The organism is Pseudomonas sp. QLc11A, from assembly GCF_052112305.1.
GTDB lineage: Bacteria > Pseudomonadota > Gammaproteobacteria > Pseudomonadales > Pseudomonadaceae > Aquipseudomonas > Aquipseudomonas laurylsulfatiphila.
Map to the genome: position 1 here is coordinate 599,032 of NZ_JAVAJJ010000001.1, position 15,103 is coordinate 614,134.

Below are 15,103 nucleotides of genomic sequence, written 5' to 3' on the forward strand. Positions count from 1 at the left end.
GCCGAAGGCTGCGATCTTTTGCTTTTCAGGGTATTTGCACGCCTTCGGCCAATAGCATGTCGATCAAGCGAATCAGTGGCAGGCCGATCAGGCTGGTGGCGTCAGGTCCCTCGGTACTGCGAAACAGGCTGACACCCAGGCCTTCGGCCTTGAAGCTGCCTGCGCAATCGTAGGGCTGCTCGGCGTGCAGGTAGCGCTCTATGCGGGTGGCGTCGAGTGTGCGCATGTGTACGGTGAATGGCACGCAATCGACCTGGCAGTGCCCTGTCCGGCTGTTGAGCAAGGCCAGGCCGGTCAGGAATGTTACGCTGGCGCCGCTGGCGGCCAGCAGTTGTTCGCGGGCTCTTTCGAAGGTGTGGGGCTTGCCGATTATCCGCTCTCCCAGCACGGCGACCTGGTCGGAGCCGATTATCAGATGAGCGGTATGGCTGGCGGCCAGGGCGCGCGCTTTCTCTTCGGCAAGGCGCTTGACCAGCGAGATAGCGGATTCACCCGGGCGATGGCTTTCGTCGATATCCGGTGAACTGCAGGTGAATGGCAGTTGCAGGCGGGCCAGCAATTCCCGGCGATAGACCGAGCCGGAAGCGAGTAATAAAGGCAGCATGCGCATCTCCATAAGGCAGGTGCGAATTCTAGCGAGGCTTCCAAGTGACGGACAGGGCTGAATTTCCTTTGACATGGGCGGGTGCATCCCTATAATGCTGCGCCTATGTTGAATGACCCGATTCCACCTCACGTTGACCCGCGCAAATTGGCTGATCGTGGCACCACCCTTCAAGGTGAAATGCTGCTGGCCGATTTGGAGAGACTCTGCGACCCGCTTTCCGACAATGTCGGTACGGTGCAGGCTAAATTCGTTTTTGAACGAGATGAACGTAAATCTGTGGTCATCCACAGCTTTATCGACACTGAAGTCAAAATGGTTTGCCAGCGTTGTCTTGAGCTGGTCACCCTGCCGATCCATAGCGAATGCAGTTACGCTGTGGTGAAGGAGGGTGCGAATACCCAGTCGTTGCCGAAAGGTTATGACGTGCTGGAACTGGGCGAAGATCCATTGGATCTGCAGTCACTGATCGAGGAGGAGCTTCTGCTCGCCTTGCCCATTGTGCCTGCTCATCATCCGGAAGAATGCCAGCAGCCGGCGGGAGCAGATGAGCCCGAACCGAGCGAGGACGAGGTAACGCGGTCCAACCCGTTCAGTGTATTGGCGCAGTTAAAGCGTGACCCAAACGTTTAGGAGTTAATCAATTATGGCTGTTCAGCAGAACAAAAAATCCCGCTCTGCCCGTGACATGCGCCGTTCGCACGACGCTCTCGAGGCTAGCACCCTGTCTGTAGAAAAAACCACCGGTGAAGTTCACCTGCGTCACCACGTATCGCCAGAAGGCGTATACCGTGGCCGTAAAGTGATCGACAAGGGCGCTGACGAGTAATCACTTGTCCGCTCAAGTCATCGCGATTGACGCAATGGGCGGGGACTTCGGTCCCCGCAGCATTGTCCAGGCCAGTCTTGCTTGCCTGTCCGCTACACCCTCGCTGCACCTGACCCTCGTCGGTCAACCCTCCCTTCTTGAAGAATTGATCGCTGGCCATTCGGCTGTGGATCGCGCGCGCCTGTCGATTGCTCCGGCGAGCGAAGTCATCGGCATGGACGAAAAACCCGCCCAGGCCTTGCGAGGCAAGCCCGACTCATCGATGCGCGTGGCCCTAGAACTGTTGCGCGATGGCAAAGTCCAGGCGTGTGTCAGTGCCGGCAATACCGGTGCGCTGATGGCGTTGTCGCGATTCGTGCTCAAGACCCTCCCGGGCATTGATCGTCCGGCCATGGTGGCGGCGATCCCGACACAAAAGGGTTACTGCCAATTGCTTGACCTGGGCGCCAACGTCGATTGCAGTGCCGAGCATCTGTTGCAGTTTGCGGTGATGGGCTCGGTTGCGGCGGAGACTCTGGGCATTAGCCGTCCACGGGTGGCGTTGCTGAACATCGGCACCGAAGACATCAAGGGCAATCAGCAGGTCAAGCTGGCGGCGACTTTGTTGCAAGGCGCCCGGGGCATCAATTACATCGGCTTTATCGAGGGCGACGGTTTGTACCGTGGCGAAGCGGATGTGGTGGTGTGTGATGGTTTTGTCGGCAACATCCTGCTCAAATCCAGCGAAGGTCTGGCGACCATGATTGCCGGGCGCATCGAGGCGTTGTTCAAGAAGAACCTGGCTTCGCGTGCGGTCGGTGCACTGGCGCTGCCATTGATGAAGCGTCTGCAGGCCGAACTGGCGCCTGCCCGGCATAACGGCGCGAGCTTTCTCGGCTTGCAGGGGATTGTGGTGAAGAGCCACGGTTCTGCCGGGGTCCAGGGTTTCCAGAGCGCCATTTCGCGCGCCATGATCGAGATTCAGGAGAATCTTCCCGAGCGCCTGTACGGTCGTCTGGAGGATTTGTTGCTTTAGGCGTTTTCGTCGGACAATGCTTAAATGTGACCGCTTGGTTCGATGGGCCATCCAACTGTCAGTTTCTTGCGTCCCCAAAGCGGGGCGCCAATTCTCCGACGACAAGATCATTAGGGGCTTGTTACATGTCTGCTTCCCTCGCATTCGTCTTCCCGGGACAGGGTTCGCAGTCCCTCGGCATGCTGGCCGAGTTGGGCGCACAACACCCGGTTGTCCTTGAAACATTCAAAGAAGCTTCCGATGCACTGGGTTACGACCTGTGGGCACTGACCCAGCAAGGGCCGGAAGAGCAACTCAATCAAACCGATAAAACCCAACCGGCCATTCTGACTGCCTCGATCGCCCTGTGGCGTCTGTGGCTGGCCGAAGCTGGTGCGCGTCCGGCCTACGTCGCCGGGCACAGCCTGGGTGAATACAGCGCGCTGGTGGCAGCGGGCAGCCTGAGCCTGGGCGACGCGGTGAAACTCGTCGAGCGTCGCGGCCAACTGATGCAGGAAGCCGTTCCGGCCGGGCAGGGCGGCATGGCTGCCATCCTCGGCCTGGACGATGCCGATGTACTGGCCGCCTGTGCCGAAGCGGCGCAAGGCGAAGTGGTCAGCGCGGTGAATTTCAACTCCCCTGGCCAGGTGGTCATCGCCGGAGCCAAGGCCGCCGTTGAGCGTGCCATCGAAGGCTGCAAGGCGCGTGGTGCCAAGCGCGCCATGCCGCTGCCGGTCAGCGTGCCGTCCCACTGCGAGCTGATGCGTCCGGCTGCCGAGCGTTTCGCCGAATCGATCGCCGCGATCAACTGGCAGGCGCCACAGATTCCTGTGGTCCAGAACGTCAGTGCCGAAGTGCCGGCCGATCTGGAAACCCTCAAGCGTGATCTGCTCGAACAGCTGTACAAGCCCGTACGCTGGGTTGAATCCGTACAGGCGCTGGCAGCCAAGGGCGCGACCAATCTGGTCGAATGCGGCCCGGGCAAAGTGCTGGCCGGTCTGAACAAGCGTTGCGCCGAAGGCGTATCGACATCCAACCTCAATACCCCAGACGCTTTCGCTGCCGCCCGTGCAGCGTTGGCCTGAATCAGGAGAAGCTTGCATGAGTCTGCAAGGTAAAGTTGCACTGGTCACCGGTGCAAGCCGTGGCATCGGCCAGGCTATCGCCCTGGAACTGGGTCGTCAGGGCGCCATCGTTGTCGGTACCGCGACTTCCGCGTCGGGTGCCGAGCGAATTGCCGCGACCCTGAAGGAAAACGGTATTCAGGGCACCGGCCTGGAGCTCAATGTCACCAGTGACGAGTCCGTGGCGGCGGTCCTGGCGAGCATCCAGGAGCAGTTCGGTGCGCCGGCGATCCTGGTCAACAATGCCGGTATCACCCGCGATAACCTGATGATGCGCATGAAAGACGACGAGTGGCACGACGTTGTCGATACCAATCTGAACAGTCTGTTCCGCCTGTCCAAGGGCGTTTTGCGTGGCATGACCAAAGCCCGTTGGGGCCGAATTATCAGTATTGGTTCGGTTGTGGGTGCCATGGGCAACGCAGGCCAAGTAAACTACGCTGCCGCCAAGGCCGGTCTGGAAGGTTTCAGCCGTGCATTGGCGCGTGAAGTCGGTTCGCGTGCGATTACGGTAAACTCGGTGGCCCCAGGGTTCATCGATACCGATATGACCCGTGAACTGCCCGAGGCGCAGCGTGAAGCCTTGCAGACGCAGATTCCGCTGGGTCGTCTGGGGCAAGCACAAGAGATCGCGTCCGTGGTCGCTTTTCTTGCGTCGGACGGTGCGGCTTACGTTACCGGAGCTACAATCCCGGTGAACGGCGGGATGTACATGTAATTCAAATGTGACGGATTGCTTCAAAAAAATGTCATACGAGCTGTCTAAAATCCGTTATAAAGCTGCAATCTATTTATAGGCAGAGGGTCACCGGGTTCGAGGAGTGAAGCTTTCAGTTGAAAAGCTGAAAAGCATTTCTATACACTTACCCACTGGCCAGCTGCCTGAATTTGTCCATTAGGAGTGAAAACAAGGTATGAGCACCATCGAAGAGCGCGTCAAGAAAATCGTTGCTGAGCAACTGGGCGTTAAAGAAGAAGAAGTGGTCAACACTGCTTCCTTCGTTGAAGACCTGGGTGCCGACTCCCTTGACACCGTTGAGCTGGTGATGGCTCTGGAAGAGGAATTCGAGACCGAAATCCCTGACGAAGAAGCCGAGAAGATCACTACTGTACAAGCTGCAATCGACTACGTTACTAGCCACCAGGCGTAATAGTTTGTAATCGTTGCTCGCTGTCATGGAAAAACCGCACTGCCATCATGGCGTGCGGTTTTTTCTTTAGGCCTGATGCAAAGTCGTCATTTGAAAAAAGGAGAGTGCTGTGTCGCGTAGACGCGTCGTAGTCACCGGTATGGGTATGTTGTCGCCACTGGGCACGGATGTGCCGAGCAGTTGGCAGGGCATTCTGGCTGGCCGCAGTGGCATTGGTCTGATCGAACACACCGACCTTTCTGCCTATTCCACCCGTTTTGGCGGCTCGGTAAAGGACTTCAATGTCGAGGAATACCTGTCGGTCAAGGAAGCCCGCAAGCTTGACCTGTTCATTCAATACGGTCTGGCCGCAGGTTTTCAGGCGGTGCGCAACGCCGGTCTGGAAGTCACCGACGCCAACCGCGAACGCATCGGCGTGGCCATGGGCTCGGGTATTGGCGGACTGACCAATATCGAAGAAACCAGCCGCACCCTGCACGAGACCGGTCCACGACGGATTTCCCCGTTCTTTGTGCCAGGCTCGATCATCAACATGATTTCCGGCTTCCTGTCGATCCATCTGGGGGCACAGGGACCTAACTACGCCATCGCCACGGCCTGTACCACCGGTACCCACTGCATTGGCATGGCAGCCCGCAACATCATGTACGACGAAGCCGACGTGATGATTGCCGGCGGCGCCGAGATGGCGGCCTGCGGCCTGGGCATGGGTGGCTTCGGTGCCTCGCGCGCGCTGTCGACCCGCAATGACGAGCCGACCCGCGCCAGCCGTCCATGGGACAAGGGCCGCGACGGCTTCGTGCTGTCCAATGGTGCCGGTGCACTGGTTCTGGAAGAGCTGGAACATGCCAAGGCCCGTGGTGCGACCATTTACGCCGAATTGATCGGCTTCGGTACCAGTGGCGATGCCTACCACATGACCTCGCCGCCCGCCGATGGCGCGGGTGCTGCGCGCTGCATCACCAATGCACTACGCGATGCGAAGATCAATGGCGATCAAGTGCAGTACATCAACGCCCACGGTACGTCGACTCCCGCAGGCGATCTCGCTGAGGTCAATGCGATCAAGTCGGTGTTCGGCGAGCATGCCTACAAGCTGGCCGTCAGTTCCACCAAGTCCATGACCGGCCACCTGCTGGGTGCGGCGGGCGCGGTCGAGGCGATCTTCAGCGTGCTGGCGATCAACAGCCAGGTAGCGCCGCCGACCATCAACCTCGATGAGCCGGATGAAGGCTGCGACCTCGATTTCGTGCCGCACACCGCGCGCAACATGGATATCGATGTGGTCGTGTCCAACTCCTTCGGTTTTGGCGGCACCAACGGCTCGCTGGTGTTTCGCCGGTTCGCAGGCTGATGGACTGCTGGGTCGACGGTCAGCCGGCTGACGCTTTGTCGCTGAAGGATCGCGGCCTGGCTTATGGCGATGGTCTGTTCGAGACCATCGCCGTGCGCAACGGCAAGCCTGTGTTGCTGGAACGGCATCTGTCGCGTCTGGCGGATGGCTGTTCGCGTCTGGCGCTTGCTGCCGATCAGGAATTGATCCGCAGCGAACTGCTGGCCTACGCCGCGGTACTGGGTGACGGGGTGCTCAAGCTCATTCTCACCCGCGGCGACGGTCTGCGCGGTTACGCGCCCGATCCTTCGGCCCAGGCTCGACGCATTCTGCAAGGCAATCCGCCTGCAGCCTACGCTGCCGCGCATGGCGAGCAGGGTGTTCGTCTGTTTCCTTGCACCACCCGATTGTCCAGGCAGCCATTACTGGCCGGCCTCAAGCACCTCAATCGACTGGAACAAGTCCTCGCCCGTGCCGAATGGCAGGACACCGAGCATGCCGAAGGCTTGATGCTCGATCAGGCCGGGCGCGTGATCGAAGGCGTGTTCAGCAATCTGTTCCTGGTGCGTGACGGTGTGCTCATCACGGCTGACCTCAAGCGCTGCGGCGTGGCCGGCGTGATGCGTGCCGAACTATTGTTTCAGGCCGGGTCGCTGGGAATTCCCACGCAAATCACCGATATCCCCCTCGAACAGCTGCAATGGGCTGACGAAGTCTTTGCCTGCAACAGCGTGTATGGTATCTGGCCGGTGCGTGCCTATGCTGCTCTTCACTGGCCGGTTGGGCCGCTCACCCGTAAACTCCAAACCATTGCCCGTGTGCTACTGGATGCTTGATACGTGAGACGTAAACTCGTGCTGCTGCTGGAAACCGGAGTGGTTCTGGCAGGGCTGCTGATGGGTGCTTCAGCCTGGAAAATTCATTCGGCGCTGGTACAGCCACTGAACATTGCCCAGGAACAATTGCTGGATGTGCCCAAGGGCACCACGCCGACCCGCACCTTCTACCGACTCGAAGCCAATGGTGTCATCAAGGACGCCTTCTGGCTGCGCGTGTATTGGCGCTTCAATCTCGGCAAACAACCCCTGCACAGCGGTGAGTATCGCATGCAGCCGGGCATGACCGTCGAAGGCCTGATCGACCTGTGGAAGCGCGGGGAAATGGTTCAGTACAGCCTGACCCTGGTCGAAGGCTGGAATTTCCGCCAGGTTCGCGCAGCGCTGGCCAAGGAAGAGAAGCTCGATCATAGCCTCGACGGTTTGAGCGATAGCCAGGTCATGGACAAGCTGGGCCACACCGGGATTTTTCCGGAAGGGCGTTTCTTCCCTGACACCTATCGTTACGTGCGCGGCATGTCCGATATCGAGCTGCTGAAAACCGCCTACGACCGCCTCGACGAAGTGCTCGCCAAGGAGTGGCAGCAGCGCTCTTCCGATGTGCCGTACACCGAACCCTACCAGGCGCTGATCATGGCTTCGCTGGTGGAAAAGGAAACCGGCGTGCCGCAGGAGCGCGGGCAGATTGCCGGCGTGTTTGTGCGACGCATGGCGATGGGCATGCTGCTGCAGACCGACCCGACGGTGATCTATGGCCTCGGCGACCGCTACAGCGGTAAGCTGACCCGGGCTCACCTCAAGGAATCGACGCCTTATAACACCTACATGAATGCGGGCTTGCCGCCGACGCCGATTTCCATGGTCGGTCGCGAAGCCATCCATGCGGCGCTCAATCCGGTGGAGGGCAGCAGCCTCTACTTCGTGGCGCGTGGTGATGGCACTCACGTGTTCTCCGACGACCTGGATGCCCACAACAATGCCGTGAAGGAGTTCCAACTCAAGCGTCGCGCCGATTACCGCTCCAGCCCGGCGCCCACTGCCACGCCAGAGACAGCGCCGACCGAGGCTGAGCAAAACGGTACGCAGGAGGCAAGGGCTTCGCAGGAGCTGGCACCGATCCCGGCCGCTTCACCGAACACGGCTCCCGAGGCGTTGCCGCAAGTGCCGGCGCAAGATCCTGCGCCAGCTCCTGAAGCACCGGAACCCGATGCCAGCGCACCGAAAAGCCCGCAATGACTCTGACTAAGGACTGCCTGTGACTGGCTTGTTTATTACTCTGGAAGGCCCGGAAGGCGCCGGCAAGAGCACCAATCGAGAATACCTGGCCGAGCGCTTGCGCGCCGCCGGCATCGAGGTGGTGCTGACCCGCGAGCCGGGGGGCACGCCGTTGGCCGAGCGCATCCGGGAGGTGTTGTTGGCTCCCGTCGACGAAGTCATGAACCCGGATACCGAGTTGCTGTTGGTTTTCGCGGCGCGTGCCCAGCACCTGGCTGAAGTGATTCGCCCGGCGCTGGCCCGCGGTGCCGTGGTCCTGTGTGATCGTTTTACCGATTCGACTTACGCCTACCAGGGCGGCGGCCGTGGCTTGTCGCTTGAGCGCATCGCGGCTCTGGAAACTTTCGTTCAAGGCGATCTGCGCCCGGACCTGACACTGATTTTCGATCTGCCTGTCGAGGTGGGTCTGGCCCGCGCCAGCGCACGTGGCCGCCTGGATCGCTTCGAACTCGAAGGCCGGACTTTTTTCGATGCCGTACGCCATGCGTTCCTCAAGCGGGCCAAGGCGGATCCGGCGCGTTATGTGCTGGTCGATGCGGCCCAACCCTTGGCACAGGTTCAGCAATCGCTGGATGCCTTGTTGCCGCGCCTGCTGGAGTTGAGCCGTGGCTGAGGCCTATCCGTGGCAGGAAAACCTCTGGCAGCACCTGGCGGGTCGCGCGCAGCATGCGCACGCCTACCTGCTGCATGGCCCGGCCGGGATCGGCAAGCGGGCACTGGCCGAGCGCCTGATGGCCAGCTTGCTGTGCCAGCGCCCGACGGCGCTGGAGGCTTGCGGCGAATGCAAGTCCTGTCTGCTGCTGAAGGCTGGCAGCCACCCGGATAACTACATCCTTGAACCGGAGGAAGCCGACAAGGCGATTAAGGTCGATCAGGTTCGCGATCTGGTCGGTTTCGTGGTGCAGACCGCGCAGTTGGGCGGGCGCAAAGTGGTGCTGATCGAGCCGGTCGAGTCGATGAACATCAACGCCGCCAACGCCTTGCTCAAGAGCCTCGAAGAGCCGTCCGGCGATACGGTTTTGTTGCTGGTCAGCCATCAGCCGAGCCGCTTGTTGCCCACGATCAAGAGTCGCTGCGTGCAGCAGGCCTGTCCGCTGCCGGGCGAGGCCATGAGCTTGAAGTGGCTGGCCCAGGCGTTGCCGGAATGTTCCGAAGATGAGCGCGTCGAGTTGCTGACGCTGGCCGCAGGTTCGCCACTGACGGCGGTCAATCTCCAGGCTCAGGGCGTACGTGAACAGCGCATGCAAGTCGTGGAAGGGGTGAAGAAGCTCCTCAAGCAACAGCAGTCGCCGACGCAACTGGCCGAAGAATGGAAAAACATTCCGATGTTGCGCCTGTTCGATTGGTTCTGCGACTGGTCGAGCCTGATCCTGCGCTATCAGTTGACCCAGGACGAAGCCGGCCTCGGCCTGACCGACATGCGCAAGGTCGTGCAATACCTGGCGCAGAAAAGCGCCCAGGGCAAAGTCCTCGATATCCAGGACTGGATTCTCGCCCAGCGACAGAAAGTCTTGAGCAAGGCCAACCTCAATCCGGCCTTGCTGCTGGAGGCCTTGCTGGTGCAATGGGCGTCGTTGCCTGCCCAAAGATGACGGCCTGGGCCTAGAATCTATCAGTACACCCGACCGTCCCACCCATTCGATGTAAGTTGCAGCCCTTTATGCTCGTAGATTCCCATTGTCACCTCGATCGCCTCGACCTGGCCGCCCACAACGGCTCCCTGGATGCTGCCCTGGATGCCGCCCGGCAGCGCGGGGTAGGGCACTTTCTGTGTATCGGTGTCAGCGCGGACAACGCGGCCGACGTCAAAGCCCTGGCCGAACGTTATGACGACGTCGACTGCTCGGTGGGCGTGCACCCCCTGGATGTACAGCCCGGTGCCGCGCCAGCGCTGGACTGGCTGTTGCAGGAGCTCAATCACCCGCGTGTGGTCGCCATCGGCGAAACCGGCCTCGATTACCACTACGAGCCGGAAGCGGCGCAGTTGCAGCAGGAGTCCTTTCGCCTGCACCTGCAAGCGGCGCAGCAGACCGGCAAACCGGTGATCATCCACACCCGCGGGGCCCGCACCGATACCCTGGACTTGCTGCGCGAAGCGGCATTGCCCCAGGCGGGCGTATTGCACTGCTTTACCGAAGACTGGGATATGGCGAAGGCTGCGCTGGACATGGGCTATTACATTTCCTTGTCCGGGATTGTCACTTTTCGCAATGCCGATGCGTTGCGCGATGTGGCCAGCAAAGTGCCGGCCGACCGCTTGCTGGTGGAGACCGATTCTCCCTACCTGGCGCCGATTCCCCATCGCGGCAAGCCAAACCTGCCGCAGTACGTGCGTGAAGTAGCGGAATTTCTGGCAATGTTGCGCGGTGAACCCTACGAGCGGTTTGCCGAGCAGACCACGGCCAATTTCAAGCGGTTGTTTCCGTTGGCGCATGTGAAAGGTTAAATCGCAGGCAAAAAAAACCCGGGTTCTGGGGGGTGAATCCGGGTTAAGACCATTAGGAGTAAAACAATGGCACGCGGTCCGTTGGTACCAATATCGGCGTGACACTTGGGGGAGATGCCCCGCCGACAGTTCAAGTATTGATCAGGATTGCGCCTAGTCCAGTTTGCCGGCCCGGGTTTTTAAACAAATTTGGAATACGTGCGCTTCGGAAGAGTTCTCATCAACCGGTAATCGTGCGCGGAATGACCGGAAAGCGCAGATATGGTCGGATGATCCGTGCATTTTTGCGTAAGTTAGGCATAATACGCGGCTTCGAATTTTGACCCCGACAGACCTTTTCTTATGCATAAAGAACCTCGTAAGGTCCGTGAGTTTCGTCGCCGCGAGCAGGAAATTCTCGATACCGCGCTAAAGCTGTTCCTCGAACAAGGTGAAGACAGTGTCACCGTCGAGATGATTGCTGATGCCGTCGGTATTGGCAAAGGCACGATCTACAAGCATTTCAAATCCAAGGCGGAAATCTATCTGCGCCTGATGCTCGACTACGAGCGCGATTTGAACGCACTGCTGCATTCGGCCGATGTCGACAAGGACAAGGAAGCCCTGTCCCGGGCCTACTTCGAATTCCGCATGCGCGATCCACAACGCTATCGCCTGTTCGACCGCCTCGAAGAGAAAGTGGTCAAGGGCAACCAGGTGCCGGAGATGATCGAGGAGCTGCACAAGATCCGTGCCTCGAACTTCGAACGCCTGACCCTGCTGATCAAGGGCCGGATCAGCGAAGGCAAGCTGGAAGACGTGCCACCTTACTTCCACTACTGCGCGTCCTGGGCGCTGGTGCACGGCGCCGTCGCGCTGTATCACTCGCCGTTCTGGAGCAATGTGCTGGAAGATCAGGAAGGTTTCTTCCAGTTCCTGATGGACATCGGCGTGCGCATGGGCAACAAACGCAAGCGCGATACCGACACTTCCGGTAGCTGAGCCATTCAGTTGCCTTATTGCGCCATGATTTCGCTACTTGGCGCAGTACCGCAGGAATATACTCAGGTAGAGGACTTGCTAAAACTTGATTTCTGAGTCAAGTTTTAGCGGCCCGATATTCTTCCGCCGGAGTGACCATGATCGTTGACCGTCAAGGCAGGCGTTTTCGCAACTTGCGAATCAGTCTGACCTCTGCCTGCAATTACGCCTGTACCTACTGCGTGCCCAACGGCAAGCGGCTGGTGGCTGCGCAGGATGAATTGTCGGCCGAAGCGATGGCACGCGGTGTGGCTTATCTGATTGAAGCGGCAGGGATCGAGCGTCTGCGCATTACCGGCGGCGAGCCGCTGGTCAGCCCCAAACTCGAAGCCTTCATGACGGCGGTCGGGCAGATGGGTCTGGAAGACATCAGCCTGACCACCAATGGCCAGTTGCTGGCGAAGAAACTGCCGCTGCTGGTGGGCGCCGGCATTCGGCGCCTCAACGTTTCCCTCGACACCCTCGACGCCAGTGCTTTCCGCGGCATTGCCCGGGGCGGCGACCTGGCCACCGTGCTAAACGGCATGAACGAGGCCAGTGCAGCCGGCATGAAGATCAAGGTCAACATGGTGCCGCTGCGCGGACAGAACCTTGATCAAGTGATGCCGCTGCTCGACTACTGCCTGGAGCGCGGTTATGAACTGCGCTTCATCGAGCTGATGCGCATGGGCCACCTGGCCAACGACTCCAATGCGTTTTTGCAGCAGTTCGTCAGCCTCCAGCAATTGCTGAGCCTGATTGGCGAGCGCTATGAATATCTGCAGGCCGATGCCCCGGTCGATGCAACGGCGGTTCGTTATGAAATTCCCGGCCAGGGTTACTTCGGCGTGATCGCCAACGAAAGTGTGCCGTTCTGCCGGACCTGCTCGCGACTTCGTTTGTCTTCCACCGGGTGGCTTCATGGTTGCCTGTCGTCGAGCAATCGCCATTACATCGGCGACCTGCTGGACAAACCGCGCCACCAGGCGCTGCCGGCCTTGCAGAGACTCCTGGTGAAAGCCTTGGGGGACAAGCAGGAAGTGGCGTTCTCCGGCGGCGCGACCGTCATGAAGATCATCGGCGGCTGATCCGGCCTCATCGCGGGCAAGCCACGCTCCCACAAGGTTGTGCATAAACCCTGTGGGAGCGTGACTTGCCCGCGATTGCGTTTGATCAGGCAACGATCAACTTGAGCTGGCGCAAAAGCTGCATCCTACGGCCATTCGCCGGTTTTCCGACACCGGCCTCTGGAGGATAGGATGCGTAGCCTGGTTTTGCTGCTGGCCGTTTTGGCACTTGGTGGCTGCATGAACGTCAGCGATATGGCCGAAGGGACTCGTTACCATATGAGCGATGCGGGGTTGCTCGATCACAGTGACAGCCGCCGCGTAAACAACCTGCGCATTCAACCGGATTCGTTCGTCTACATCGCCCAGGGCGCTTTCATGCCGCCGGGCAGCGCCGTTTATCCACGGCCCAACGTGATTGCCGAAGTCGCGTTCGATGGCTTCGTCGAATACTTCCCGATGGTACGCCGTGCCCGCACGCCGGAAGGCCTCGACCAGGCCATGGGCGAAGCCCGTGCCGCCGGTGCGCATTATCTGCTGTACACCCGATTCGCCAAGTCGGACGACCGTATCGGCAACTCGGACGAATGGCTGGATCAGGAAGCCCTGGATCGCCTCGGCATCGACAGCGGTATGATTCAGATCATGTTGATCGAGACCAGTACCCAGTATTTGATTGATACTGCGACTATCAAGAGTCGTGGCGGTTTACTGACGTTCCACGATAAAAAACCCGAAGACCTGATGGGCCCGCCGCTGGAGCAATATGCGCGCGGCCTGCTGGGGCTCAGCGACCAGTAACTTCAAGGAGAACGCCATGAGTGGCCCGCAAAAAGCCAACGATTTGCTGGGGCAAATCCCCAAGACCAAAGGCTTGCCGCCGGTGCACCTGTGGAATCCCGATTTCTGCGGCGACATCGATATGCGCATCGCCCGGGACGGCACCTGGTATTACCTGGGCACACCGATCGGGCGCAAGCCGATGGTCAAGCTGTTCTCCACCATCATTCGCCGCGACGGCGATGATTATTTCCTGATTACCCCGGTGGAAAAAGTCGGCATCAAAGTCGACGATGCGCCGTTCGTGGCGATTGCGGTGGACGTGGAAGGCGAGGGCGAGGCGCAGGTGCTGCGCTTTACCACCAACGTCGATGAAACCACCGAGGCCGGTGCCGGGCATCCGTTGCGCGTAGTGATCGATCCCGACACGCAGGAGCCAGCCCCTTACGTACACGTGCGCAGCAATCTTGAAGCCTTGATCCATCGCAATGTGTTCTATCAACTGGTAGAACTGGCGGTGAGCCGAGAGATCGACGGCCAGCGTTGGTTAGGCGTGTGGAGCGGTGGAGAGTTTTTCCCCATCGGCCTCGAACCCTGACGCAAAACCCTGTGGGAGCGAGCCTGCTCGCGACAGGTCTATCAGCCTCACCGAACGATCCGGATCAAACCCCGGCTTTCGGCGACTTCAAGGAATCATTACCCGTCACGGTTGCAGTTTTGGTCGCCGCCTCGGCATTGGCCTTCAACTGGCTCAGTTCCTCACCGGCGCGCTGGATTTTCGCCCGCACGTTGTTCATGTCCTGACGGCTTTTCTCCAGCAGGCTTTTTGCCGAACTGTGGCCGGTAATGCCGCGCGCCAGGGCTACGCCGCCGATGGCCACCTGGATCAGGCCGAAGATCCCGCCACGACGCAGGCCCTTGCCCACCATCACCACGCCGCCGGCCAGGGAGCCGATGCGTTCCCAGCCCTGCACGTTCTGTTCGGAAGGGCTCTGGAAGGGGGTGGATTCGATACGCTCGACGCGTTTGAGTTCGCTCATGGTCTGTCTCCAGGCTTCAGTGATCGTTAGTCAAGCTGACCGCCGGGGCGGGCAGCTCGTTCAATCGAATGTGCGGCGATTCAGCGGAATTTTGGGCCGGAGCGGGTATTGAGCCCCTTGGACATGCGGTCGTAGAGCACGACGTTGACCGTGGCGGCCAGGTTCATGCAACCGGTGGTCGGAATGTAGACCACGTCTTCGCACCAGTCGCGAATCTCCTTATCCAGCGAGCCGTCTTCCGGGCCGAAGATGTAGAGCGCGCGATCCGGGTGGGTGTATTCCGGCAGAGGGCGGGCACCCTCAACCAGTTCCACGGCGACGGGTACACAATTGAGCGGCAGGATTTTCTTCAGGTCATCGATACCGATCAGCGGGATGTCGTAGTGCACGCGCTTGGTATCGGTGACGAAGTCGGCGGCGCGCTCATAGCGCTTGCCGGTGTAGAACACCGACGCCACGCCATAACAGCCAGCGGCGCGCATCACCGAACCGACGTTCTCCGGTGACTTGGGGTTATACAAACCAATGCAGCTGTACCGTTTGTCTGCCACGAGCGGGGTGCCTTTCGGGAAAAAAGCGCGATTATACGGGGATTGGGGGGGGGCTGACTCTTAAACACAACTGA

Annotated in this window: 19 protein-coding genes; 16 read left to right on the forward strand and 3 right to left on the reverse strand. The window is 59.9% G+C overall.

Annotation, left to right across the window (positions count from 1 at the left end; translation table 11 throughout):
* Positions 1 to 25 precede the first annotated feature (25 nt).
* Positions 26 to 604 carry a Maf family protein gene (locus Q8X48_RS02845; RefSeq protein ID WP_407799372.1) on the reverse strand — a complete coding sequence of 193 codons (579 nt, stop codon included), beginning with the start codon at positions 602 to 604 and terminating at the stop codon, positions 26 to 28.
* 105 nt (positions 605 to 709) lie between these two features.
* On the opposite strand from Q8X48_RS02845, the gene Q8X48_RS02850 reads away from it, so the two are divergent.
* From Q8X48_RS02850 to Q8X48_RS02925, 16 genes are all read left to right on the forward strand, one after another.
* Entirely contained in the window at positions 710 to 1,237 is a 528-nt protein-coding gene (locus tag Q8X48_RS02850) for a YceD family protein (protein ID WP_007942001.1), read from the forward strand.
* Positions 1,238 to 1,250: 13 nt separating this feature from the next.
* On the forward strand, positions 1,251 to 1,433 hold the full coding sequence (rpmF, locus tag Q8X48_RS02855; protein WP_003179396.1) for a 50S ribosomal protein L32: 183 nt from the start codon (positions 1,251 to 1,253) through the stop codon (positions 1,431 to 1,433).
* 4 nt (positions 1,434 to 1,437) lie between these two features.
* The gene (gene plsX / locus Q8X48_RS02860; RefSeq protein ID WP_407799373.1) at positions 1,438 to 2,448 is read left to right on the forward strand and encodes a phosphate acyltransferase PlsX; all 1,011 of its coding nucleotides are present in this window, start codon (positions 1,438 to 1,440) and stop codon (positions 2,446 to 2,448) included.
* 125 nt (positions 2,449 to 2,573) lie between these two features.
* Positions 2,574 to 3,512 carry an ACP S-malonyltransferase gene (gene fabD, locus Q8X48_RS02865; protein ID WP_407799374.1) on the forward strand — a complete coding sequence of 313 codons (939 nt, stop codon included), beginning with the start codon at positions 2,574 to 2,576 and terminating at the stop codon, positions 3,510 to 3,512.
* Positions 3,513 to 3,528: 16 nt separating this feature from the next.
* On the forward strand, positions 3,529 to 4,269 hold the full coding sequence (gene fabG / locus Q8X48_RS02870) for a 3-oxoacyl-ACP reductase FabG (protein ID WP_007977052.1): 741 nt from the start codon (positions 3,529 to 3,531) through the stop codon (positions 4,267 to 4,269).
* 196 nt (positions 4,270 to 4,465) lie between these two features.
* Positions 4,466 to 4,702 carry an acyl carrier protein gene (acpP, locus tag Q8X48_RS02875; RefSeq protein ID WP_003175607.1) on the forward strand — a complete coding sequence of 79 codons (237 nt, stop codon included), beginning with the start codon at positions 4,466 to 4,468 and terminating at the stop codon, positions 4,700 to 4,702.
* A 109-nt stretch (positions 4,703 to 4,811) separates the two neighbouring features.
* On the forward strand, positions 4,812 to 6,056 hold the full coding sequence (gene fabF / locus Q8X48_RS02880; RefSeq protein ID WP_015096381.1) for a beta-ketoacyl-ACP synthase II: 1,245 nt from the start codon (positions 4,812 to 4,814) through the stop codon (positions 6,054 to 6,056).
* On the forward strand, positions 6,056 to 6,871 hold the full coding sequence (pabC, locus tag Q8X48_RS02885) for an aminodeoxychorismate lyase (protein WP_407799375.1): 816 nt from the start codon (positions 6,056 to 6,058) through the stop codon (positions 6,869 to 6,871). Before fabF ends, pabC begins: the two co-directional genes overlap by 1 nt.
* A gap of 3 nt (positions 6,872 to 6,874) precedes the next feature.
* Positions 6,875 to 8,107 (forward strand): endolytic transglycosylase MltG, encoded by a 1,233-nt coding sequence (gene mltG / locus Q8X48_RS02890; RefSeq protein ID WP_407799376.1) that lies wholly within the window; start codon positions 6,875 to 6,877, stop codon positions 8,105 to 8,107.
* 19 nt (positions 8,108 to 8,126) lie between these two features.
* Positions 8,127 to 8,759, forward strand: a complete 633-nt coding sequence (gene tmk / locus Q8X48_RS02895) for a dTMP kinase (protein WP_015096378.1) — start codon at positions 8,127 to 8,129, stop codon at positions 8,757 to 8,759.
* Positions 8,752 to 9,738, forward strand: coding sequence for a DNA polymerase III subunit delta' (locus tag Q8X48_RS02900; RefSeq protein ID WP_407799377.1), 987 nt, complete (start codon positions 8,752 to 8,754; stop codon positions 9,736 to 9,738). Before tmk ends, Q8X48_RS02900 begins: the two co-directional genes overlap by 8 nt.
* Before the next feature lie 68 nt (positions 9,739 to 9,806).
* Positions 9,807 to 10,592 (forward strand): TatD family hydrolase, encoded by a 786-nt coding sequence (locus Q8X48_RS02905; protein WP_407799378.1) that lies wholly within the window; start codon positions 9,807 to 9,809, stop codon positions 10,590 to 10,592.
* A gap of 342 nt (positions 10,593 to 10,934) precedes the next feature.
* Positions 10,935 to 11,573: a TetR/AcrR family transcriptional regulator gene (locus tag Q8X48_RS02910; RefSeq protein ID WP_007977040.1), complete on the forward strand. Its 639-nt coding sequence runs from the start codon at positions 10,935 to 10,937 to the stop codon at positions 11,571 to 11,573.
* Positions 11,574 to 11,710: 137 nt separating this feature from the next.
* Positions 11,711 to 12,679, forward strand: coding sequence for a GTP 3',8-cyclase MoaA (locus tag Q8X48_RS02915; RefSeq protein WP_407799379.1), 969 nt, complete (start codon positions 11,711 to 11,713; stop codon positions 12,677 to 12,679).
* Positions 12,680 to 12,850: 171 nt separating this feature from the next.
* Complete coding sequence (locus Q8X48_RS02920) at positions 12,851 to 13,459, forward strand: DUF4823 domain-containing protein (protein WP_015096374.1); 609 nt, start codon at positions 12,851 to 12,853, stop codon at positions 13,457 to 13,459.
* A 16-nt stretch (positions 13,460 to 13,475) separates the two neighbouring features.
* Entirely contained in the window at positions 13,476 to 14,036 is a 561-nt protein-coding gene (locus tag Q8X48_RS02925; protein WP_015096373.1) for a DUF1285 domain-containing protein, read from the forward strand.
* Positions 14,037 to 14,100: 64 nt separating this feature from the next.
* On the opposite strand, the gene Q8X48_RS02930 is transcribed toward Q8X48_RS02925, so the two are convergent.
* Positions 14,101 to 14,478, reverse strand: a complete 378-nt coding sequence (locus Q8X48_RS02930) for a YgaP family membrane protein (RefSeq protein ID WP_015096372.1) — start codon at positions 14,476 to 14,478, stop codon at positions 14,101 to 14,103.
* 80 nt (positions 14,479 to 14,558) lie between these two features.
* The gene (locus Q8X48_RS02935) at positions 14,559 to 15,029 is read right to left on the reverse strand and encodes an RNA methyltransferase (RefSeq protein WP_007993783.1); all 471 of its coding nucleotides are present in this window, start codon (positions 15,027 to 15,029) and stop codon (positions 14,559 to 14,561) included.
* Between the last annotated feature and the right edge of the window lie 74 nt (positions 15,030 to 15,103).